The following is a 21924-nucleotide window of genomic DNA, read 5'->3' as shown; positions in this document are numbered from 1 at the left end:
AGTCGGGACAGAACAGGCCCAGGCTGACATTGTTACAAGTGATTCATAAAACATACATAGGGTTAGCACAATTATGAGCCGTATTTTCCATCTGGCGATCGCTGTTCAGGACGTCAACAGCTCCGTACAGGACTACAATGAACGGATGGGCCAGGAGGCTGATGTTGTCGTAGATGGTCAGTATGCTTTGTGGCGGACCAAGGAACTTAATCTGTCAATCCGTAAGGCTTCCTCTGGAGAAGCTGGGAAGTTACGCCATATTGGTTGGGAAGTCGATGATGTACCTCAGTTCACCTGTGACAAAGACTGTAACGGTATTCTGTGGGAAGAGTTCACTGCCAAGCAACAGGCGGCGGAAATCGAAGCTGCCTGGCCCGAGACCGGTTACAAACCCAAAAAGCTGAAGCCGAAAAAGGACAAAAAGAAAGAAGAGAAGTCTGGTGAGGCTAACCCGTAAGTCAATATTTTAGAGCAGGAATTCGTCGTCAGCGTCCTGCTCTTCCAGTTCGCCGTCATCATCCTGAATAAATTTGACGCCCACACCTTCGTGCTCAATTCTGACCACTTCACTTTCCACTGGTGCTCCTGGTTCTCCCGGCAATCCGAGTACCCTGATACTGACCCGCATGTGGAGTTCCGGAGTATTTTCCTCGTTCACAATGACAAAAGCGCCGTTCTCCGAGATATCACGGGTTTTGGTTTTGATCGTGCCCAGGTCAGGGTGGGTGAGTTCCACCTGAAATGAGGCTTTGATTCTCGGACTACTTCTCTTGTCTTGCGTCATAATGGAAATGTCAGAAATGAATACAGTATCAAGTTTAGTTACCATACCTTGATTTGCTGGTGAGTTTTGTAGGGTTTTAGTAATCTTGGCCGGCAATCTTGTGGCGAAATGCATCGATAATTTTCTAAGGAACTGCCATGTTTTCCCAATTCTCCAGGCATTCAATCCTCACTACGCTGACCGTCAGTGTTCTTTTCTCCTCTGTTACGCAGGCCGAAGACTCGGTGACCTTCAAGTACAACCCGCCTGATGGCCTGGAATATGAGGTCAAACTGGATACTGTTCAGAAAAAAGAGGTGAAAGCGCCCGGGCAGAGCCGCAGCCTGACCGAAGAAATGAGGCTCAGGAAATCGATCAATGTTGATAAAACTGCATCAGGTTGGTCTGAACACCATGAAGTAACAGATCTCAATTTATTCCGAAACGGCCAGAAGGTTGCCAATCCTCTGATCAGTGCCACGTTACGTCGCTCTTTGGAATACAAAATCAATGGTGAAGGTAAAATTCAGGATGTGGTTGGATATGAAGGCATCATTGATGAATTACGGGGACAGATTCCGGATAACGTACTGAATAAAATTTCCCGGGCCATTACCCCGGAACGGCTGAAAAGCAAGGAAATGACTGAGTGGAATGGTCGTTTTGGTGGACTGGCCGGTAAAACGATTAAGATTGGTTCAGAAGAGTCCAAAGTGTCTCCATTTCAGCTACCCACAGGTGATGTCGTTGAATTTGAGACGACGACCCGATTTGTCGGTTGGGAAGATTGTGATGGTAAAGCCTGTTTTCGTATTGAGCAGGAATACAGCGGAGACCTCGAAGCCGCCGCTGAAGCCATTATGGAGAAAGCCCACAAAATGACGGAAGGTCTTCGCGACGATGAAGACAATGGAGCCGAAGAGGTTGAAGCCATGATAGAGGGTAAAACCGAGATCCTGCTGGACCCTGAAACTCTGCTTCCCTACTGGGAAGAGCAAAACCGCTTTGTTCGTATGGTGGCGAATATCCGTGGTCAGGGAGTGGTTCCGGTGGAACAGACTTCACGGAAAACGATGAAATATTTGTACGAATAAACGTAGAAAGATTTTGAGGCCGGACAGTTCTGTCCGGCTTTTTCTGGTCTGGGGTTCACTGCCTGGATACATCAGAGTCGGATACCTCCTTCCCCTCATTACCGGGCCAGGTTCATCAGGACGTTGTGTCTATACCAGCACCCGGCATTCCCAAGACTTCAATTCTTCCCGACGTTGCTTCCAGTCAGGGACCAGCATTGCCTGCCAGGCGTAGAATTTTGCACTGTGATTCATTTCCTTCAGGTGGCTCAGTTCGTGTGTCACTACATAGTCGAGCAGATGCATTGGAACTTTGAGCAGGTGAACGTTCAGAGTCACAATGCCTTTGCTGCTGCAACTGCCCCAGTAACGCTTCATAAACCGCAGTTTCAGCTCTGGTCTTGAGACCCCCCAGTCCTCCATGTGCTGCATCCAGAAATTGATCCTTTCGGAAAACAGTTTGTTAGCTTGTCGGCGATACCATTCCTTAACGGATCTTTCAGCCTGGGCTTCTGACTTTCTATCGGGAAAGGGAATACAAAGCTCCCGATCCAGTAAAGAGGTGCGGAACAATCCCGGCGTCCAGCGCAGTGTAAACTCCTCGCCAAGAAAGTAGTGAACACTGCCGTCTTCAAAACCGGGTGGCGTTTCTCTCTGCGGCAGACTGGCCTGCCTGAGTTGCTGGTCACTGATCCATTGGCTCTTTTGCCTGACCAGTTTGTCTATTTCTCTTTCACTGAATCTCAGGGGAGCCCTGACCTTCACACTTTGATCGCGGTGGACTTCGATAACCACCGTTTTTCTCTTCGCTGATCGAATAATTTCGTATTGGACCATGAATCACTCATATTTCAATCAGAATACTGAACACCGACCTTGCCTCCCATTCCCAGCATGGTGGGAATGGTCCTGAATGAACTAACAAACAGCTCTGAACGTTTTTGATTAAGTGTCCGAACGTTTCGGTTTTGGGGATAAAGGCAGGAACTCGTCAGATGTTATCGGAGAAAGGGGCTGAAAAGCTAGGGTGAGTCGATGTTTCATTGTTTCCCAAGCGGATGTACTGAAGCAATTCTTTTGGGCAAACGCTTTAGAGGTTTTCAGTTAACCAAGTTGGTGCGCGCCGACCACAGTCATTTCCGTATCCGGACGATGTTGGTGCGGAGAGGATGGCCCGTTTTATCCCATTAAACATGACGCTCTGTTAACTATTTGAATTGGATAAGAAAGTTGTAGCTGGCCCAATATCTGCTAAAACTGAAAATGCAAACTGGTAAATAAAATGCAACAACTGTCGGGTTCCGATTCGGCAACCGGAATCTTTTTTTACTGAATAACAGATAACTGTGAATACTGGAGAGATCGGGATGAGTTTATATGAAAAGCTGGGCGGAGCTTCCGCTGTTGATGCTGCTGTGGACATTTTCTATCGCAAGGTTCTGGCAGATGATCGCATTAGCGAGTACTTCGACGGTGTGGACATGGCAGCACAGGCGCAAAAGCAGAAAGCATTTTTGACCATGGTATTTGGTGGGCCGAATCATTATTCAGGTAAAGATATGCGTGATGCCCACAAAAACCTCAAAGGGCTGAATGATATCCATGTGGATGCGGTCATTGAAAACCTTGGTGCCACTCTAAAGGAACTGGGGGTAGAGGATGAGGACATTGCACAAATTGCCGGCATTGCAGAGAGTGTCCGTAATGACGTGCTGAATCGTTAACAGGGAGTCACGAATGGCACAAGTCAGATTCGCAGAAGTTGATATCGTTGTACCTGATGGTCAAAGCCTGCTGGACGCGCTTGAGAAGGCAGGACAATCGATTCCAAGCAGTTGCCGCTCCGGCTTGTGCCATGCCTGTCTGTTACGTGCCGATGAGGGAGAAATTCCTGCACAAGCCCAGTCCCCTCTTTCGTCGAGGCAGAAAGCCCAGAAACTGCTCCTGGCATGCCAGTGTTATCCGACATCCTCATTGCGCCTGAGTGTCCCAAAGGAAGCATCCCGCGTGAAAGCCACGTTGGTGGATAAAGTACCTCTTGGCAGAGATATTCTGAGAGTTCGGTTCACCTCCGACGTGGCGTGGTTTCCGGGACAGTACACAACGCTTTGGCGTAATGATACAGAAGGCAGGAGTTTTTCCATTGCCAGCCATCCGGAACGTGACGGTTTTTTGGAACTTCATGTCCGAAAGCGTGCTGGTGGGGTGATCAGTGATTGGCTGGACAACAGGCTGATGCCTGGTCAGGAGTGTCTGATCAGTCAACCTCGTGGCCAATGTTTCTATACGCCGGAATGCCGATTCCATCCATTACTGCTGGTAGCTACTGGAACCGGTTTAAGTCCGATATACGGCGTATTGAAAGAGGCGCTGGACATTGGGCATACATTTCCCATTTATTTGTATGCCGCTGCCGGCGATCCCGAAGGTCTGTATCTGGTCAGGGAGCTGAAGGAGCTGGCCCATGCATTTCCACAATTACATTTTCGACCGGTGGTGCGCAGACAGCCCGAGATAGGAATGTTGGAAGGAGATGTGGTGGACGTTGTCAGTTCGCAGCATGAAGACCTCAAGGATTGGCGGGTGTTTCTTTGCGGTACCCCGGAAACCGTTCGCAAGCTGCAAAAGAAATGCTTTCTGCAGGGGGCTTCAATGAGTGCGATTGTTGCTGATGCTTTTGAATCACCTCTTAACGTGTGACATTCTGTTGACATCAATAACACTAACGTTGTCCTGACCGGGAAGCTCTCAATTTCCGTCAAGTGCCGGATTGTTTGAATACGGAATAACATGCAACTCACCAGATTTACCGATTACGCATTACGGACGCTGATCTATCTTGCCAGCCAACCGGCCAATAAGAAGGTCGCTCTGAGTCAGTTGGCTGAAACCTTTGAAATGAATCTGCACCACCTCAATAAGGTCAGTCAGAAACTGCCTCAATTGGGGTATCTTGTTTCTACCCGTGGAAAGCAGGGTGGGGTAGCTCTGGCCAGGTCACCGGAGCAAATTACGGTTGGAGAGGTTATCAGGGATATGGAGCCGTGCCTGACGGCCGTAGACTCCGCGGACTGCTTGGAAAGGCCAGCCAGGCCTTTGTCAGAGAACTTGACCTGGTCTGTCTGGCCGAGGTCTGTGTCTCTCCTGAGGATGCGCTGATCTTGTCAGTCTCCTGACGAATAATGAATCAATCGTTGGCTCATCATATTCATTGATTCACGATAATCGGCAGTAGTTCATTGCTGCCTATCTCTTTCTATGACTAACTTTTTCCCTATCTGGCGGGCTCTGTCATTTATCGGGATCTGTGCTGTAACGGACCATGACTCTTGTTAGCGTAATTCAAGCATTAACGTAAAAGTGTGTCATATTAGGCAGACATACGCTGTCACTTCAGTACTCTATCGTCTTCTATCTCAGATTATCTATACGATTATGGCTAGATATATGATCCTTATAGTCTAGGCTGTATGGTCTATTGGTCGAAGATCGGTTTTGATCGGTCATTTCTGAAACTGGGAAAGGGCTTGAATGCCCAGGGAAAAATTCCGGAAGTCATGAAGATGTATCCTAGGGTGTGTGCCAGACGGCTTTTCCTGTATGTATTGCTAATACTATGTACAACCTCGATAAACCTGCGGGCAGCCCCTGTTGATGTTGCAGGGGGACAGTTTCCGATGTCTCCCGGAACCAACTGGTTTTATACAGATCAACTGGACGAACATCAGTCGGCGGAGGATGCGCTGGCGAATTTGAAGGCAAGACCCTGGACCCGTGTAGGAGCGACCACACCAAATTTTGGCGTTAATTCCCAACCTTTCTGGTTTACTTTTGAGCTCTCCAGCCCGCGTGACCAATCCCTGTTGATTGAAATTGAGTATGCCTTACTGGACAGGATCGACTTCTATGTCGTTGACGGAAACGTGATCAGGCAGAGTTATGTGACCGGTGATCACTACTTTTTTACTGAAAGGCCGGTATACAACCGCAACTTTCTGTTTCCTGTTTCGATAGAAGCCGACCGAAAAATAAGAATTCTGTTTCGGGTCCAGACGGATGGCTCACTACAGGTTCCTCTCAATATATGGGACAGAGCGTCACACGAGAAGAGCAATCAGACACAGTTGACCCTGCACACATTTTTCGCGGCGATCATGATGACCATCGCTTTGTATAATCTGATGTTGTTTATCAGCAGTCGTGACCCGGTTTTTTTCTTTTATGCGGCCTATGTCTCTTGTCTGGCCATGACACAACTGGCTTTAAGGGGATACAGCTACCAGTTCCTGTGGCAGGAATCTCCCTATTGGAACGAGCGCAGCCTGATGTTCTTTGCGGGGATGGCAGTGGTCATGGGGGCGATGTTCGCCTGGCATTTCCTGTTGCTCAGATATGGGGGTTGGCTGGTTCGCAGTGGGTTCTATCTCATCCTCTGTTGCGGAGTTGTCCAGACATTACTGAGTTTTTCCATTCCATACGCAATCAGTGTGGTCATGGCGATTATCACTGCCGCTATTGGCTGTGTGGTGATGTTCATGTTTGGGCTGGATAGTTGGCGACGTGGTTTGAAGTCCGGAAAGTTCTATACCTTTGCCTGGACCATCTTCCTAATTGGTATGTTTGTTTCTCTGATGGCCAAGTTGGGGTTATGGCCGAGAACCACGCTGGTGGAATACGGTCCTGAGCTGGGTGCGGCTATTGAAGTGATTCTTTTGTCATTTGCAGTGGCTGACCGGATGAATGAAGAACGACGGAAGCGGTTGGTTGCTCAGGGAGAGGCGTTGGCCAATGAAATCAAGTTGCGGGAGGTGCAGGAGCGGGCACTGGAAATTCAGAACTCGGCGAATCAGAGGCTGGAGGAGAATGTCAGAGCACGCACGCTGGAGCTTCAGGATGCACTGGAGGAACTTTCCACAGCCAATACCAAACTGAAAATGCTGAGTACTATCGATGGTTTAACGCAGGTGCGCAACAGGCGCCACTTTGACGAGACGGTTGCTGTCGAATGGGCCAGAGCCAAACGAAACCGGGAGCCATTGGTATTGATTCTGCTGGACGCTGACCATTTCAAGAATATTAACGACACTTATGGCCATCTGGCGGGAGATGAATGCCTGAAAGCTCTGGCCCGTATTCTTGAAAACCAGATTAAGCGCCCTTCCGACTGTATTGCCCGCTATGGAGGGGAGGAATTCGCCATTATATTGGCTGATACTGAGGAAGAAGGAGCGCTTCGGGTGGGGGAACGTCTTCGTCAGGCGGTCGCTGACCAACCGGTCGATGCAGAAGGGGTCTCCATTAGATTGACGATCAGCGTTGGTATCGGATTTGGAACACCGGGACCGGGAGAGCCGGTGGAGCGTCTACTGGGCTGTGCCGATAAAGCGTTGTATAAAGCCAAGCAGAGAGGGCGAAACCAAGTGTCATTGGTCAGCCTTGATGAGTATTCATTGAGTCTGTGATAAAAGGCACTGCCAATGTGTCCATTTATTGAGCATTACCGCATTCCAACTCGGCCCCGGTCGGGGTGAATTACTGAATTTTAAGTGCCTTATCGCTGATTTTCGATAACGGGTTCGCTAAAATACCGGGGAATGTAGTGAGGTGACCCGTGCCCGATAAACCCGAAGATAGTTTTGCTTCCGAAATGTCGGATGTGAAGCCTCTGGCTCCCAGTAATCAGGCGGATATCAAAAAGAACCGCGAAGAAACCCCAGGGCAGTTAGCCCGGCGTCAGGCGGCAGTTCGACATAAATTATTGGATTTGAATTTTCTGGCGACCGATGACCACATCGAGTTGCTCAAGAGCAATGATATTCTGGAATATAAAAAGGACGGTGTTCAGCATGGCGTATATCGCAAGCTGAGACTTGGCCAGTACCAGATTGAAGCCCGCCTTGATCTGCACAGAAAGACGGTGGATGAAGCCCGACGTGAGGTGTTTCAGTTTATCAAAGACTGCTTGAAGTATGGATTGCGCACAGTGATGGTCCTCCACGGGAAAGGGGATCGTAACAAGCAGCAGGAAGCCATTATCAAGACCTATGTCAACAAATGGCTGCCGGAGTTTGAAGAAGTGCTGGCTTTTCATAGCGCACAGAAACAACATGGCGGAACGGGTGCTGTTTATATCCTTCTTCGCAAGAGTGATGAAGAAAAGCAAAACAACCGTGAGCGCTTCGGCTTGCGTTAGTACCTGAAAAGTACGCAATTAAGGATGACGATTAAACATCAGGAAGGTTGGACATAGTAACCACTAATCTCAGGATACGAAAGAAATGAAGAGACTTCTGTTTGCCACAATCTCAATAATGATGCTGGCCGGGTGTGCCGCTGATGGCAGCTATCAGGGGCCGGAGATATGGAAAGATACTCCGGATCGCAATGAGCCCAAGGAAATCTGGAATACCAACGGCCAGGTTCAGGCAACCCCGCCGAAAGTGATCTGGCGACGGAGTGATGGCACTGATGTCATTCCGCCAGTGGATGGTGCAAATAACCCGACGAACGAGGCAAAAAAGACAGACAAGACAGACAAATAAGTGCCCTTTTAATTGCCTGTAAATGCCAGGTTGGGGTGGCTGGCTATCCGCGTTGAATGTCTGTCACGCGGCACCTTCGTATCACCATCTTGCATAGTGGTCTTCGGCGAAGCCAGGCTGGTGTTTTATTTCCAGCTCTTCGCCGGAAGGTAGTCTCAGCCTTCCTGAATAATGACCGAAAAACTGTCGAAAGTTGGAAGCGATCATCAGAAAGTTCTCTTTGCTGGTGCGCTTGCCTGATGGAATAAAGTGTAAATCGACGGCGCCGTCTTCTGATGTGACTCCCCAGGCACTGTTCGTGTCAGTTCTGCTAAAACGATATTGTACTGGAGGAAGGGCGATCGTTTGCCCCTGGTACCATAGCGTATTTTCAGTCATTCCTGTTTCATTGACGCCATTGGCGAGGTTTAACCCAAGGGGGTTGCCTTCCTGGTCCTGGCCATTGATACAGGTCCACTTCCAAACCGTTTCTCTGCGCATAAAACCACAGGAGTAATCCGAAGACCCCCAGCATCCCCTTTCCTGAAGATCAATGCTTTTGCCTTTCTGTTTTAGTGTGCCTGTCACCTCAAGGCCTGCGGACTTTTGCGTAAAGACCCAGCCGTTGTATCCGGCAGGGCAACACAGCCGCAGAGGCTGATGTGGGGAGGGAAAGTTGAGCCTGGCGTCAAGCTCCAGCGTTTGTCCGATGCTGACTTTCAACTGGTGTCCCCGGTCATTACTGGTGAATTCAAATGAGGCCTGAGAATTGTTGAAGCGGGAGTCGTTGCTTTCCGGTGTCAAACCAATGTGAGTCTTCAGACCCAATGGTGCAATAAAATTGTATTCCTGAAACTCTCCAGTCGTTGCATCAAATACATATAAAAAGGCGTTGGACGCCCATTTCAAATCTACGATGGCCAGGCCGATAAAAAGATCAGGTGCGGTCAGTCCATAGAAATGAAACTGGTTGAACCTCATTTTTCGTCGCCACAGGGGGTAAGGCTTATCCATGGCGTTACAGAAATTGAAATCCATGTAGTTGATTTCACTTACTGGGTGTTCCAGTCGTCCGGTTCGCGGATTACCGTCGAAAATCAGGGGAGCAGGGCGGAGCGAGTCTATGGGGTGGGCTGAGGTCATTTTTCAGAGCTGTCCTGGTTCTTGAGTATCGACAAATCAATTCCAAAGCGTCAATTCACGTGATGATACGGAGACTATCCACAAATCTGAATGCCGTTAAGTGAACGGTGTTCAATTTGTGATCTTATTCCGTAATTGCGCAATTACATTCTGTTACATTTCTTCTGTTAACAACAATAATTAATACCTCAGGAGAACTGAATGAAAATTTTTGCTGTGTTTATGCTATCGGTGCTGCTGGTAGGGAAGGTACAGGCTGAGTCCTATATTTACCTGACCAACAGTACAATGGACACGCTCACCATCGATGTCGCTCAAAGTGGACATGATAATGTGGTGGAGGGCAATGAATGGGAACAGTTGGCATATGAGGTACCCCCACTGGCGACCGTCAGGTTTTTACGTTTTAACCGGGATGAAGGTATCAAGTGGGGAAGAACCTATTATTTTGATTCCAAGGTCAGCGGACCTACCGGTAATCTGGTGCTCAGGCAGAAACTGGAAGGGACCTGGAACTTCTCGAAAATGTGGTTAACCGCAGAGTCTGATCCCTGGTATTACGACCGGGATATTCACAATATTCCAATGGATTTTGAAGGCAAGTCATCGACGCTGGCATTCCGCTCCCAGGTTGCCAGAGCCTCCGGGGATGACATCTATTACGTCATTAACAATAACTGGGACTATACCCAGCGTGAACCGGTTACCAACAACTTCAAGGTACTGACCTATAACACCTGGGCATTGTTGCCTGGCCTGGTTGCCAAAAACACCCATGACCGCTTACATGGCATCACGGATCTGATGACTGGCTATGATGCCATTGTGTTTCAGGAAGTATTTGATCCGATACTGACGGCAGAATTCCGGGGGCGCCTGCAGGAAGAATACCCTTACCTGACTGAGATTCCGTTCAAAATTGGCAAAATACTGACCGGCGGATCATTTATTGCCAGTCGCTGGCCGATCCTGATTGAGGATAATCAGGTATATGATGCATGCCGCAACGACGGTTGCTTCGCCTCCAAAGGTGTTAATTACGCGAAGATCAACAAAGGTGGGCAGATCTACCATTTATTCGGAACTCACACCCACGCTTACACTTCCAGTGAGGACGTCGCTGTCAGGATGAATCAGTTGGAGCAGATGAAACAGTTTGTGGACAGCAAGAATATTCCGGCCCATGAACCTGTTCTTCTGGCGGGAGATTTTAATGTCGACAAAATTAATTTTCCGGCGGAAAGAGAAGATATGTTGTCGATTCTCGATGCTACAGAACCTGCTGCCCAGAGTGAATACGCATTCAGTTACGCCGGTCCGGTAAATGTGTATGCAGATGATGTTTATAACGAGTATCTGGATTATGTGCTTTACTCCAATCAACATCTCGCACCGGTATACAGCTATAACAGGCTGCGGGTTCCCCGATTGGTGACTTCTGATCACTGGGGAAGTTGGGATCTGTCAGATCACTTCCCGGTAGAGTCTGAGTTTGTTTTCCCGGTCTCAGCGTACCCTGTTGTCGATTAACCCCAAGGGCACTGGAATACAGGATTTTCTAGTGCCCATATCTTGAGCCAGGCACCTGAAATACCTCTCTGCTAGCACATAGCACCCGGAAATTGTGCCGGTCATCTGATTGCTAGACAGGTGACCGGTGGTCAGTTAGTATGAGGCGATACTTCATCAAGCCGTCTCCGACTGGGATATGCTGAGGATCAGATATGAAAATAATAATTAACGGTGCCGCAAGAGAAGTACAGGTAGCGCCGGAAACCCCTTTGCTATGGGTGATTAGAGAAGAGCTCAAATTAACGGGCACCAAATTCGGTTGTGGTATGGGGTTATGCGGTGCCTGTACCGTGCATCAGAACGGCGTGGCGATTCGTTCCTGCATTACTCCAGTGAGTACGGTGGAAGGGATGGAAATTACCACTATCGAAGGCATTGGCAGCGAAGACAACCCTCATCCTCTGCAACAGGCCTGGCAGGACCTTAACGTTCCTCAGTGTGGCTACTGTCAGTCCGGACAGCTAATGTCGGCCAGTGCCTTGCTGGCTCAAAACCCCAATCCTACAGACAGTGATATCGTGAATGCCATGTCTGGCAATATTTGTCGTTGTGGTACCTACCCCAGAATTAAGAAAGCGATCAAAAAGGCTGCCGGAAATCTCCAGGCTTCCAGTGTTCAGATGCTTCAGCCAGAAATGTATCAGCCAAAAGAGCCACGAGGGTAGGTGATCATGACAGTGATTCAGAAAGATAAGGTTTCAATGAACCGGCGGGATTTCTTCAAGGTGACCACTTCTGCTGCTGGCGGTCTGATGGTTGCGATGCATTTGCCCGGTTGTGCCTCCGTACCTGAAGGAAGCACGGAGGATTCGCTGCGGCCCAATGCCTGGTTGGAAGTGACCCCTGACAGCCGTGTCATTCTGACCCTTGATCGAGTTGAAATGGGGCAGGGGACCTACACTGGTATGTGTACGCTGCTGGCCGAGGAGCTGGACGTGATGCCGGAATCTATCGAGGTGGTCTTTGCGCCGGTAGATGATGCCTACAAACATCCGGAATATGGTTTTCAAATGACCGGGGGCAGCAGCAGTATCAGAGTAACCGGCCCGTTAGTTCGGCAGGCCGGAGCTGTTGGCCGCTTGATGCTGGTGACGGCAGCAGCTCAGGTGTGGGAGGTGTCGCAAACACAAATCACCACAAATGAAGGACGATGCGAACTGGCTTCGCAGAGCCTGTCGCTGACCTATGGCGAGCTTGCTGAACTGGCTGCCAGACAAAAAGTACCGGAAAACGTTCCATTAAAACCCGCTGATCAGTTCAAATATATCGGTAAACACAATAAACGGCTGGATGCTAAAGCCAAGAGTTTCGGGACCGCCGATTTCGGCATCGATACTCAATTGCCGGGAATGGTTTATGCGGTCATTTCCCGTCCTCCTGTGGTCGGCGGAAAAGTCAGTACTTTTGATGCCTCTGCTGCCCTTGATGCGCCGGGCGTGATCAACGTTATCGAAGTTCCCCGGGGTGTCGCTATCATTGCTGAGCAATATTGGCAGGCCAGACAGGCACAGGAAAAACTGAAAGTGACTTACGCTGCAGGTGAAGCCGGCACCCCTTCTGATGCCGATGTGTTTGCGTTGTACGCCAAAGCATTGGAGGAGGGTGGCTCTGTCGTTCGTGAAGAAGGCGATGTAGCCCGGGTCATCAGTGAGGCAAGCAGAACAATCAAGGCAGAGTATCGGGTACCTTTCCTGGCTCATGCCCCAATGGAACCCATGAACTGTACAGCATGGGTTCGTGACGGGCGCTGTGATGTTTATACGTCAACCCAGGTGCCGGACATTGCCCGTGCGGTGGCCAGGAGGGAGAGTGGGTTATCTGACGATCAGATTCATATTCATTCCACGTTCATTGGCGGGGGATTTGGTCGTCGACTGACTCAGGAATTTGTCGCCGAAGCTGTCTCCATCGCTGTACACCTGGACCAACCCGTCAAACTCATCTGGTCAAGAGAAGAAGATACTCAACATGGAGTGTTCCGACCTTCGGCTTTGCATCGACTGACGGCGGCTGTCGATGACGATAACCAGATCCTGGCATGGAAGCATGAAATTGCCTGCCCCCGAATTCTTGATTACTACGCTAAAGATGCCGCTGGCGCCATTGTGCCCGGTTGGGCGCCCAATTTTATGGTGAAAATGGGGGCCAAGCTCGCCGTCATGACCACGCCTGACCATTCGCCCACCGAAGGCGCAGCAGAAGTGCCCTATGCCATACCGAATATTGAGGTATCACATGCTCAGGCGGATGGCGGAATTCCGGTGACTTTCTGGCGTTCTGTTGGTCACTCCCATACGGCATTTGCAGTGGAATCCTTTGTTGATGAACTGGCCCGGCAATTGGATGAAGATGAGGTCAGTATGCGACTCAGGTTGCTGTCAGAACATCCCAGAGCGGCCGCTGTTCTTAAGGCAACAGCAGATAGGATTGGTTGGGATAGACCGCCATCCCAGGGTGTGTTCAGAGGCGTGGCTGTTCACGAAAGCTTCCAGACCTACGCCGCTCAGATTGTGGAGTTGTCTGTCGATAACGATCAAATTAAGGTGCACAAAGTGGTCTGTGCCGTAAATTGTGGACAGGTGGTAAACCCGGATATGGTTGAGGCCCAGGTGGAAAGTGCAATTATATTCGGTCTGTCTGCCGCGCTGTTTGGCAAGATCAGCTTTCAGGATGGACAAGTTCAGCAATCCAATTTCCATGATTACCGTGTGTTGCGAATGAATGAGACGCCTGAGATTGACGTGATCATCATTCCCAGCAATGAGCCCAGTACCGGCATTGGCGAGCCTGGAGTTCCTCCGGTAGCTCCGGCGATAGCCAATGCGGTATACAAGGCGACTGGCCAGCGATTGCGAGAGCTTCCGCTGGTGCTGGGCTGAATGCGAAGATGGGATGGCTTTTACTATGTGCCGGTCAATCCAGGCGTTTTGGTAGCAATAAATTGTTGGCGGACTTGGATAATGGCAAACGAGTACTCGAGCAAACGTTGGACTCTCTTTCCCAAAGTGGGGAGCCTATTCTCGCCATCTGCCGTCCGGAAACTCAAGCCATATACGACCTGTTGGAGCAGTGGAGGGTGGCCTACTCTGTTGCCCCAAACGCCGCGCTAGGTATGGGACATAGTCTTGCCTGGGGATTTTCCCAGGTAGATTCCTGGGACTGGGCTGGTGTGGTGTTGGCAGATATGCCCTATATCAACCCTGAAACCTTTCAGAAACTGGCAAAGGTTGCAGACTCCGAGAGTATTGTTGTGCCGGAAGTGATGGATGAGAGTGGCTCGCCAAGGACCGGGAATCCCGTCATTTTTGGCAAATCTTATTTTCAATTCATTCGGGCGTTGGAAGGAGACGTCGGTGCACGTTCTGTGGTTCGGCGTTTCGTAGACAAAGTCGTTAAGGTAAGGGTGGAGGACCCTGCTGTTTTATACGATATCGACAAGCCGTCGGATATTCGGTAGAGGGAGTTAATCTGTATAAATCCGAGTACTTTGATATTTGTCTGAGCTCTCCCTGAGATTTTCTAAATGATTAAATACATGGGTGGCAGTAGTTGTTCTTTGAATCGCATATTGGTCGGCGAACTCTTCGATCTGCCTGTGGTTTGCTTTACTCCAATGACGAAAGTATTGATCAATATGGTGGCCGACCTCATGGTATAGAATGTTGTTGATGTAATACTGCCTTAGGAAAGGTAATTGCCATTTGGCTTGCCAGGTTCCATCTTTATTCTGTAAATCGCAATGCCAATTTTTTAACTCTTTCAGTGTACGGGATGATGGTTTTCTCGGGCCGAGATTCATCATCATGGACACCGGGAACGGATAGAGCACTATCACCCGGACTCCACTACCACAAATAAACTCAGCTAGAGGTAATTGGCCTTTTTCGTAATCACTCTTCTTGAGTCGGCGCAGCCAGATATGGGTAAGACCTTGCGTGTCAATATCAGGCAGTGCATTTATTGCTGTTACTGCTTCTTCCAGTGATATTGGAAAAAAGAAGTCTCTGGAGGGGTTATCTTGAATCAGTATCGACAATTCATCATTTTGGCCCGGTCTTTTCAGGCTGTGAGCTCGTTTAAATATATTATCGTTTAAACGGACTCGGGACCGACCTCCATATATATCACCGAACTTCCTGCTTTTCTTCCATGCGGTTTGTTTACGATTCATGTATTCGGATACTAACTTTTTGACTTGATACCGAGTATATTCTCAGGAGGTTGTAACTCCTCGATTAAGTATTCTTCCAAGCTTGGTGCTTCAAAAAAGTTTTCGACACTTGCTGTGACTAAAAAGTGAGGCTTGGTGCGCCACCCATTTTTATTTTTAATCATACGAAGCTTGTCGTCGGCATATTTGAAATATGAAACCAGGATGGTGAAATTTCTTGTGATAAGTGTCAATCCTGCTTCTGATTTTTTCAAGGCTGTCCATAGCTAATATCCTATTCTAAATAGTCATCTGAATGTCGTACTGAATGATCCCTGTGATTATTGAATTTTCCTTAAATCCCTGCCGCAACCTCCAATTCTTTAATCCCACTCTCCAGATAATCCAACAGCCTTTGCATCGACGGCAATGTTCGCCTGCAGGCGGTAAGGCCGAATTCCAGGTTGTCTACATAGCTGAGCAGGGTGATGTTCAGTGCGACACGGTCGACCGGAATGGATACAGGGTAGAGACCTTCCAGCCTGGCGCCGTTCCAGTACATCGGTTTGTCGGGGCCTGGAACGTTGGAAATGATGACATTGAACGCCTGTAGTTTTGGCGCAAGTCCGGTGAGCATATTGATGCCGGTGGGAGCTAGCGTTAATGCGGTGTAGTTAACGGCTTCATCCTGAGTCATCTGTTTGAAGCGTGTCTTGGCTTCTGAAACGGAGTTTTGAATGATCTCGATCCGGTGTGCAGGGTCTGCTACGTGGGTTCCCAGGTTGGCGAGGATCATCGCGACCTGGTTACCGCTGTCGCTGTCGTCTTTGCGGATGGACATGGGGACCATGGCAATCAGTGGTCGGTCAGGCAATTCCCGCAGGCTGATCAGATAGTTTCTCAATGCGCTCCCGCAGACCGCCAGTACCACATCGTTGACGGTGGCACCGAAGACTTTACCGATGGCTTTGATCCGTGCAATTGGGTATGACTGTGCTGCGAACCGCCTGGAGCCGGTAATCTTCTGGTTAAGGACACATTTTGGCGCATTGAAAATACTGACAAAGTCTTCGTCGCGACGGGATTTGGCAATCGCCTTGGTCATTTCTCTGGCCAGGGTTGGAATGGTCGCGATCTGTTTACCGGCCCCCTCGAGGAAGTGGGCGATGCTCTGGATTGTATCGCCAGGTGTCAATTCAGCCCGTGGACGCTTATCGGATTTCATTGACCAGATGGGCGGCATGTCCGAACGTTCTGGATCGAAGGAGTAGGATTTGAGCGTCATGCGCATGGCCGCGATACCGTCCACCATGCAGTGGTGGGCTTTATGGTAGAACGCAAAGCGACGGCCTCGAATACCTTCAATCAAATGCGTTTCCCAAAGCGGACGCTCCCGGTCCATCAGGTTGCTGTGTTCTGCGGAAACGTGGGACAGGAGCTCTCTGATTCGACCGGGTTTGGGCAGGGCTTCATGGCGAAAATGATGTTCCAGGTCAAACTGCTTATCTGTTTCCCAATAGTACTGACCGAGTCTGAAGAACAGTTTTTGATTAAAGGGCGGCTGGGGATCAGTGTAAGAACGCATTAATTCGGCCAGTTCTGTCATGTATTTGCTACCGGCACCTTCCGGAAAGCTGAAGATATGTAATCCTCCCACATGCATGGGCTGCTGACGTTTTTCCAGCCATAGAAATACCTGATCAACGGGACTCAAGGGTTTCATGAATACTTCCTGTGTTTATTATGGATTAGAGTCGTTATCTTCGTCTTCGTCCTCAATCTCCTGGAGGCTGAGTGATAATCCGGAAATAGGTTTGGTCGCAGCCGGTTTGGGCTCTTCAGGGGCGGGCTCTGCCTGAGGGGCTGGTTGTTCTGGTGATTGTTTGCCGTGCAGTTTCAGTCTGAGACGCAGGTTGTTGGCAGAGTCGGCATTTTTTATTGCCTCTTCCTCACTGATTCTGCCTTCCTGAACCAGCTTGAACAGTGCAGTATCAAAGGTTTGCATGCCGAGATTTTCCGATTTCTGCATCGCCTCCTTGATGCTTTCAATCTCGCCACGGAGGATCAGCTCACTGACCGTTGGCGTTCCCAGCAGAATCTCAATTGCTGCCGCTCTTTTGCCGTCCACGGTCGGTATCAAGCGTTGGGAAACAAAGGCTCGCAGGTTGAGTGCTAAATCCATCAGCAACTGCGGGCGCCGTTCCTCCGGGAAGAAATTGATGATTCTGTCCAGCGCCTGGTTGGCATTGTTGGCATGTAAGGTGGAAATACACAGGTGGCCGGTTTCAGCAAACGCCAGCCCGTGTTCCATGGTTTCCCGGTCTCTTATTTCACCGATCAGGATAACATCTGGTGCCTGACGCAGTGTATTTTTCAGGGCGGCATGGTAGCTGCGGGTATCAACGCCCACTTCACGCTGATTTATGATACTTTTCTTGTGTTTGTGAATGTATTCCACCGGGTCTTCAATGGTAATGATGTGACCACCGCTGTTTGTATTCCGGTGATCAATGAGTGCTGCCAGTGAAGTCGACTTACCGGAACCGGTTGCTCCGACAAAGAGAATCAGTCCGCGCTTGGACATCATGACTTCCTTCAATATCGGCGGCAGACCGAGATCATCTGCATTGGGAATGACGGTCACGATGTTTCGGGCGACGATTGATATTTCATTGCGTTGTTTGAAAATGTTGACACGAAAGCGGCCGACATTGGGAATGCTGTAGGCCAGATTCATCTCCAGCTCATGTTCAAATTCTTCCCGTTGCTCCTGGTCCATAATGGATTCCGCAATTTCCCTAATGTGCCCGGGGGGCAGGGGGGTCTTGTCAATTGGTTTGAGCTTGCCGTGAAACTTGGCGCAGGGCGGGGCGCCGGTACTCAGATAAAGATCAGAGCCATCGTTTTTTGCCAGAATTGTCAGGTATTGATTGAAATTCATCTGTCAGCCTTTTGAGGTTCCGGATTGATCAGGGGCCGTCTTTTAGAAATAGCCCATTGTCCCGTTATACGCCAGCAATTTGTCACCCAACTGCTATAGTTATATGACATTGATGATAGAGTCTCGTAGCCGGATCCGGGGTGCCCGCCGGCGCACATTTCGGCCAACCTGTACGACAGGCGCCAGTTCTGTTTATTAAGCTATCTTATGGAGATCTGTACATAGTGGGCCGGTATTTTATCCAGTTCGTTTTACTGGTAATCGCCTACCATCTGGGAACTCACCTGGGGCTTTTTGTCAAAGTACTCTATGGGGATGTTTCTCCTCTGTGGCCTCCGGCAGGTTTGGCTCTGGCGATGGTCTGGTACAGTGGCTGGCGCTGGGCGCCGGTTATCCTGGTCGGTGAACTACTTGCTGCTCTGGTGCTGGACCAACCCTACTGGACTGGCATCACCGGAGGCATTGGCATGATGGCGGAAGTTGTGGTCGCCATGATGCTGATACATCTCAACCGAATCGACAAAGACTTTAAGACCAGTGGCCAGGTTTTGCGCTTCTTCGCGATCGTCTGTCTGGTAGCTCCTCTTGCCTCGGCGGCGGTGGGTATCGCCGGATTACTGCTCTCAGGGTTGGTATCCGTTGGTGATTCCGGTCCTGTTTGGATCACCTGGTGGTTAGGGGATGCCGTCGGTCTGATGTTGATTACGCCACTGATCTGGTTCTGGTGGTATAAACGCCCGAGCAGTCCCGATTTATTCCTTGGGTGGATGTCGCTGACCTGTCTTCTGGTTGCCTTTTTTATCTTTGCCTATCTCTGGTTTCCTGGACGTGGCTGGATGTTCTTCTTCCTATTGCTGCCCTATGTGGTGTTTTCCTCGATTCGGATGGGAAAGCATGGGGCAAGCCTCAGCCTGGTGTTGATGGCAGTTCTCGTGCTGGGTGAGGGGTGGGAAGGGGATACTGCGGACTTTCTGCTGAGCATCAAAATGGCTTTTGTCGGAACCTGTTGTCTGACGGGGTATGCGCTGGCGGTCATGATGGAAGCAAATGTCGAAGTTGCTGAGACTCTGCACAAGAAAAAGTGGCGGCTCCAGACCACATTGCAGTCGATTTCTGATGGTGTGGTGAAAGTTGATGACTATGGGGCAGTGGTGTTTTCCAATGTGATGGCCGATAAAATTCTGGGTGCAAGTGAAAACCAGATGGAAGGCCATAATTTCGATCGTTACTTCAAGTTCACCAGTCTGGATAACCCGGGAAAGAAAATCAGACCAGTGGAAAAATATCAGATGGTTGCGAAGAGGAATGAACTCACTCTGTTGTGTCAGTTGGATCGAGAAAGTTCCCGTCCCAGTGTGTTGGAAATGAGGATTTGCCCTGTACTTACTGATGAAGGGGATAGTGTCGGTGGTGCGGTTATTGTGCTGAGGGATGTCACTGCTGATATAGAAGTTCGACGCCTCCTGGAATTTCAGTCCACCCATGATCCGCTCACCGACCTGCCTAACCGGCGTGCTCTGGATGAGGCGTTGAAAGCTGTGATTGAAGAACTCCGGGAGCCGGAAGGGATGTTGGCCGAAGGGCCCCGATCACAGGGGGCATTGATGTACATTGACCTCGACCAGTTTAAGCTGATCAATGATACCTGCGGTCATGAAGTCGGTGATCTCATGTTGAAAGAGCTGGCCAGGGAACTGAATAAAATTATCGGCGGTAATGGTTTGCTGGCCAGAATCGGAGGGGATGAATTTGCGTTTCTTCTCGAAAGATGCACGGAGTCGGAGGCTGAAAATCTGGCAACCGAGATACATCGGGTTATTTCTGATTTCCAATTTCGTTATGAAGACCTGAGCTTCTCGCTTGGTTGCAGTATTGGGTTGACCTACTTCACCAGAGAGGATTATTCGCAGCAGGCTGTGCTATCCCGTGCAGATATTGCTTGCTATAAGGCCAAGGAAAAAGGCCGGAACAGGATCAGTGTTTTTCGGGCCAAAGATGCAGAAATGCTGCGATACAAAGGGGAGCTGGAGTGGATCTCCCAAATCAAGAGCGCCATTAGCTCAGGAAGCTTCAGGTTGTATCAACAAGGCATCTTTGATCTGAAAAGCGATGGTTCCATTGATAGTACTTTTGGGCTGGAAGTGCTGATCCGTCTGGAGCAGCGTGACCAAGTTGTCGCTCCGGGCAGTTTTATTCCGATTGCCGAACGGTTTGGGTATATGCCGGTCATTGATCGCTGGGTGACCGAGACTCTGTTCAGAAAGATCTGTCTCCTGCCGCCATCGAGTCAGGTGTACTACATTAACCTGAGCGGTGCGACATTCAATGATGAATATTTCTTTGATGACGTGGAAAACTGGGCGGCCTCATACAACATCAATCGTAATCTGATCTGCTTTGAAGTGACGGAAAGTGTGGCCCTGCAGGATATCAATCGAACCCGGGAAATTATTCAGCACTTTAAATCTTTGGGGTACAGGTTTGCCCTGGATGATTTCGGCAGCGGTACTGCCAGTTATGCCTATCTCAGTCAGCTGCCGGTTGACTACGTCAAGCTGGATGGCAAATTTGTCCGTACTATTCTCCATGACCCAATTGCGAAGGTTGTCATCGATTCTCTGGTGCAGATTGCTCGCCTGAAAGGAATGACCTGTATCGCAGAATGTGTGGAGTATGAAGAAGAAGCCAGAATGCTGGTGGAACTGGGGATCAATCTGTTGCAAGGGTACTACTACGAAAAACCTTTTCCCATGCCGAAGTCTTAAAGGATCGGCTCCGGAAAGTGGAACCGATCCTGATACTTTCAATCAACGAAACGGGCTTCCTGTTTCATCATGGTGATGGGGGGATTGGCCTGTCCAAAGGCGACCTGATCATTCAGGTAGATCATTTCCACCCGGCGGTTCTTATCGTGCTGAGATGCACTCAGCAGGGGATCGCGGCTACCCCATGCAAAGATTTCGATTTGCTCAGGATTGACTCCAGCGTCAATCAGAGCGTCGGCAACCAATTGGGCCCGTTGCCTGGCAAGCTTTTCATTGTAAGTCGGATGTCCCTGCTTATCTGTATGGCCATGCAGTTGAATCTGATAGTCGGGATGCACCGCCAGGAAATTGGCGTGTTGGCGAATCTCTGCTTTTTGGGCTGCATCCAGTTCTGCTTGGTCAAAGCCATAATAAATAATTCTTGGCTGGGGTGGTTCAATTGTCGTCATTGCGTCAGCATCCTGGTCTGGATGTATGTTTTCCTGCTGTTTGGTGTTTTCCCCATACTGGGCTTCAAGGGCGGTCATTGTCGCTTCGTCCAGTACCAATACGGTCATGTCCGCATCCTCCTCCAGTTTCGGGGTGCTCGGTTGTTTACTGCTATCCGATATGAGTAAAGCGTCATTTTCGTCTGAAGCCCTCGACTCAATGTTATCTTTTTCGATGATTTCCTGGTCAGAGGTCACAGGAGTGATCAGCCCGTAGCCGATCAATTCATCTTCATCTGCTTGATAGGAGGCGTCCTGCTGAACAGAAGCACTGCTGTCAGTTGCGTTGTAACTGGCCGTGGTTTCGGGGTTTTCCGTCAATGTCTGACTGCCGCAGGCGGTCATCAGGGAAACAGCTGTAACTGCAATACCGAAACGCCAGAAGGGTTTGGGAGTGAAATCCTGATTGATCATAATGTCCTCACTTGTCTGGGTTAGTGAGACCATTAAACCAACGCTTTATGAGGGAGAAGGGGCGGGAGCAGTCTTTGTGCTGACCAAAAAAGGC

Annotated in this window: 21 protein-coding genes; 13 read left to right on the top strand and 8 right to left on the bottom strand. The window is 49.5% G+C overall.

The window, feature by feature from the left end:
- Positions 1-73: 73 nt before the first annotated feature.
- Positions 74-457: a VOC family protein gene (locus F566_RS0114455; protein WP_020407715.1), complete on the top strand. Its 384-nt coding sequence runs from the start codon at positions 74-76 to the stop codon at positions 455-457.
- Between the two features lie 9 nt (positions 458-466).
- Here F566_RS0114455 and F566_RS35490 read toward each other — a convergent pair whose 3' ends face one another.
- A complete protein-coding gene (locus F566_RS35490) occupies positions 467-829 on the bottom strand; it encodes a PilZ domain-containing protein (protein WP_157496795.1) in 363 nt (120 codons plus the stop codon).
- 92 nt (positions 830-921) lie between these two features.
- On the opposite strand from F566_RS35490, the gene F566_RS0114445 reads away from it, so the two are divergent.
- Entirely contained in the window at positions 922-1857 is a 936-nt protein-coding gene (locus tag F566_RS0114445; RefSeq protein WP_020407713.1) for a hypothetical protein, read from the top strand.
- Positions 1858-1986: 129 nt separating this feature from the next.
- Here F566_RS0114445 and F566_RS0114440 read toward each other — a convergent pair whose 3' ends face one another.
- A complete protein-coding gene (locus tag F566_RS0114440; protein ID WP_020407712.1) occupies positions 1987-2673 on the bottom strand; it encodes a M48 family metallopeptidase in 687 nt (228 codons plus the stop codon).
- A 530-nt stretch (positions 2674-3203) separates the two neighbouring features.
- Here F566_RS0114440 and F566_RS0114435 point away from each other — a divergent pair.
- The 6 genes from F566_RS0114435 (at position 3204) to F566_RS0114410 (ending at position 8378) form a co-directional block, all read left to right on the top strand.
- Complete coding sequence (locus F566_RS0114435) at positions 3204-3560, top strand: group I truncated hemoglobin (protein ID WP_020407711.1); 357 nt, start codon at positions 3204-3206, stop codon at positions 3558-3560.
- 13 nt (positions 3561-3573) lie between these two features.
- The gene (locus tag F566_RS0114430; RefSeq protein ID WP_020407710.1) at positions 3574-4536 is read left to right on the top strand and encodes a 2Fe-2S iron-sulfur cluster-binding protein; all 963 of its coding nucleotides are present in this window, start codon (positions 3574-3576) and stop codon (positions 4534-4536) included.
- Between the two features lie 90 nt (positions 4537-4626).
- Complete coding sequence (locus tag F566_RS34890; RefSeq protein ID WP_211210670.1) at positions 4627-4995, top strand: Rrf2 family transcriptional regulator; 369 nt, start codon at positions 4627-4629, stop codon at positions 4993-4995.
- Positions 4996-5513: 518 nt separating this feature from the next.
- The gene (locus F566_RS32960) at positions 5514-7298 is read left to right on the top strand and encodes a sensor domain-containing diguanylate cyclase (RefSeq protein WP_169334444.1); all 1785 of its coding nucleotides are present in this window, start codon (positions 5514-5516) and stop codon (positions 7296-7298) included.
- 149 nt (positions 7299-7447) lie between these two features.
- Positions 7448-8029: a DNA endonuclease SmrA gene (smrA, locus tag F566_RS0114415; RefSeq protein ID WP_020407708.1), complete on the top strand. Its 582-nt coding sequence runs from the start codon at positions 7448-7450 to the stop codon at positions 8027-8029.
- An 85-nt stretch (positions 8030-8114) separates the two neighbouring features.
- Complete coding sequence (locus F566_RS0114410; RefSeq protein ID WP_020407707.1) at positions 8115-8378, top strand: hypothetical protein; 264 nt, start codon at positions 8115-8117, stop codon at positions 8376-8378.
- 81 nt (positions 8379-8459) lie between these two features.
- Here the strand turns inward: F566_RS0114410 and F566_RS0114405 are convergent, their stop codons facing one another.
- Positions 8460-9500: a DUF2804 domain-containing protein gene (locus F566_RS0114405; RefSeq protein ID WP_020407706.1), complete on the bottom strand. Its 1041-nt coding sequence runs from the start codon at positions 9498-9500 to the stop codon at positions 8460-8462.
- A gap of 201 nt (positions 9501-9701) precedes the next feature.
- Here F566_RS0114405 and F566_RS0114400 point away from each other — a divergent pair, with 201 nt between their 5' ends.
- From F566_RS0114400 to F566_RS0114385, 4 genes are all read left to right on the top strand, one after another.
- Positions 9702-11030, top strand: a complete 1329-nt coding sequence (locus F566_RS0114400; protein WP_020407705.1) for a sphingomyelin phosphodiesterase — start codon at positions 9702-9704, stop codon at positions 11028-11030.
- Positions 11031-11224: 194 nt separating this feature from the next.
- Complete coding sequence (locus F566_RS0114395) at positions 11225-11737, top strand: (2Fe-2S)-binding protein (RefSeq protein ID WP_020407704.1); 513 nt, start codon at positions 11225-11227, stop codon at positions 11735-11737.
- 6 nt (positions 11738-11743) lie between these two features.
- Positions 11744-13951 carry a xanthine dehydrogenase family protein molybdopterin-binding subunit gene (locus F566_RS0114390; protein ID WP_020407703.1) on the top strand — a complete coding sequence of 736 codons (2208 nt, stop codon included), beginning with the start codon at positions 11744-11746 and terminating at the stop codon, positions 13949-13951.
- 8 nt (positions 13952-13959) lie between these two features.
- Positions 13960-14529, top strand: a complete 570-nt coding sequence (locus tag F566_RS0114385) for a nucleotidyltransferase family protein (RefSeq protein WP_020407702.1) — start codon at positions 13960-13962, stop codon at positions 14527-14529.
- Positions 14530-14535: 6 nt separating this feature from the next.
- On the opposite strand, the gene F566_RS37365 is transcribed toward F566_RS0114385, so the two are convergent.
- The 4 genes from F566_RS37365 to F566_RS0114365 form a co-directional block, all read right to left on the bottom strand.
- Positions 14536-15243 (bottom strand): hypothetical protein, encoded by a 708-nt coding sequence (locus F566_RS37365; protein ID WP_020407701.1) that lies wholly within the window; start codon positions 15241-15243, stop codon positions 14536-14538.
- A gap of 11 nt (positions 15244-15254) precedes the next feature.
- Complete coding sequence (locus tag F566_RS0114375; RefSeq protein WP_020407700.1) at positions 15255-15497, bottom strand: hypothetical protein; 243 nt, start codon at positions 15495-15497, stop codon at positions 15255-15257.
- Between the two features lie 80 nt (positions 15498-15577).
- A complete protein-coding gene (locus F566_RS0114370; protein WP_020407699.1) occupies positions 15578-16945 on the bottom strand; it encodes a WS/DGAT/MGAT family O-acyltransferase in 1368 nt (455 codons plus the stop codon).
- A gap of 18 nt (positions 16946-16963) precedes the next feature.
- Positions 16964-18163, bottom strand: coding sequence for a PilT/PilU family type 4a pilus ATPase (locus F566_RS0114365; protein ID WP_020407698.1), 1200 nt, complete (start codon positions 18161-18163; stop codon positions 16964-16966).
- A gap of 224 nt (positions 18164-18387) precedes the next feature.
- On the opposite strand from F566_RS0114365, the gene F566_RS0114360 reads away from it, so the two are divergent.
- A complete protein-coding gene (locus tag F566_RS0114360) occupies positions 18388-20928 on the top strand; it encodes a bifunctional diguanylate cyclase/phosphodiesterase (RefSeq protein ID WP_245555258.1) in 2541 nt (846 codons plus the stop codon).
- Positions 20929-20966: 38 nt separating this feature from the next.
- On the opposite strand, the gene F566_RS35485 is transcribed toward F566_RS0114360, so the two are convergent.
- A complete protein-coding gene (locus tag F566_RS35485; protein ID WP_083921089.1) occupies positions 20967-21863 on the bottom strand; it encodes an OmpA family protein in 897 nt (298 codons plus the stop codon).
- Positions 21864-21924 lie beyond the last annotated feature (61 nt).

Source organism: Hahella ganghwensis DSM 17046, from assembly GCF_000376785.1.
Classification (GTDB): Bacteria; Pseudomonadota; Gammaproteobacteria; order Pseudomonadales; family Oleiphilaceae; genus Hahella; species Hahella ganghwensis.
The sequence above is the reverse complement of the archived record's forward strand: the minus strand, read 5'-3'. Positions and strand labels throughout refer to the sequence as shown.